The sequence below is a fragment of the Pedobacter sp. 01T416_2 genome, assembly GCF_056398925.1.
Window position 1 is genome coordinate 1 of record NZ_JBFTQI010001204.1, and the last position, 1,078, is coordinate 1,078.

The 1,078-nt window shown below is 39.2% G+C and carries 1 protein-coding gene; it reads right to left on the minus strand.

All coding sequences use genetic code 11. From position 1 onward, the window contains the following. Positions 1-16: 16 nt before the first annotated feature. On the minus strand, positions 17-1,078 hold a 1,062-nt coding region (locus tag AC1DPQ_RS28560; protein WP_477611685.1), incomplete at its 5' end, for an alanine--tRNA ligase-related protein.

Consider the following 1,078-nt stretch of genomic DNA (forward strand, 5'->3'; position numbering starts at 1 on the left):
CCATTTAGTAATGCTTTTAAATTAGTAATGCTTTTAAATAACCAAGTTCCTTTCTTTGATCTAAAAAGTATTGTTCAGCTTTATCAGCGGTGATGGCCTCAATGCGACGAACCCCAGCTGCTACAGCACTTTCGGAAACAATTTTGAATGAACCGATCTGTCCTGTTGCCTTTACATGTGTACCACCGCAAAGTTCTTTAGAGAAATGGTCGTCAAAAGTAATCATACGTACAAAATCGCCATATTTTTCGCCAAATAAAGCCGTTACGCCACTTTCAATGGCATCTTGATAAGGAACGTTGCGTTGTTCCTTTAACTTAATGTTCTGGCGGATTTTCTGATTTACAATTACCTCAATCTGTGCTAATTCCTCGTCAGTAACTTTAGCAAAGTGGGAAAAATCGAAACGTAAGTAGTCTGCATTCACCAGAGAGCCTTTCTGGTTAACATGTTTGCCTAAAACTTGTTTTAATGCCGCATGCAGTAAGTGTGTGGCAGAGTGATTATCTTCAGTTAAAACACGTTTATCTTCATCTACAACAGCCCAAAATTTACCTTCTAAATTATCCGGTAAGATATCGGTAAAATGAACAGTTAAGCCATTTTCTTTTTTGGTATCGGTAATGTCTACCCAAAACTGCCGACTGTGGTCTTCTAAACGGCCTGTGTCTCCCACCTGACCACCGCTTTCAGCATAAAAAGGTGTTTGACGTAAAACAATTTGGAACTGTTCTTTACCCTTAGCTTTTACTTTACGATATTTTAAGATCTCGGTTTCGATTTCTAAGTCATCGTAACCTACAAATTCGCTCTGCTCTTCTGTGTTTACCACAATCCAATCGCCAGTATCAATGGCTGTTGCGGCACGACTATCGTCTTTTTGCTTTTTCAAAGCCTGTTCGTATCCAACTAGATCAACGCTCCAACCCTTTTCTCGGGCCATTAATTCCGTTAAATCGATCGGAAAACCAAATGTATCTGATAATTCGAAAGCGAAATTACCCTCTACTACATCATTCGATGCCTGATATTTTTCGAAACGTTGAATTCCCGTTGATAAGGTCCTCAAGAAAGAAAC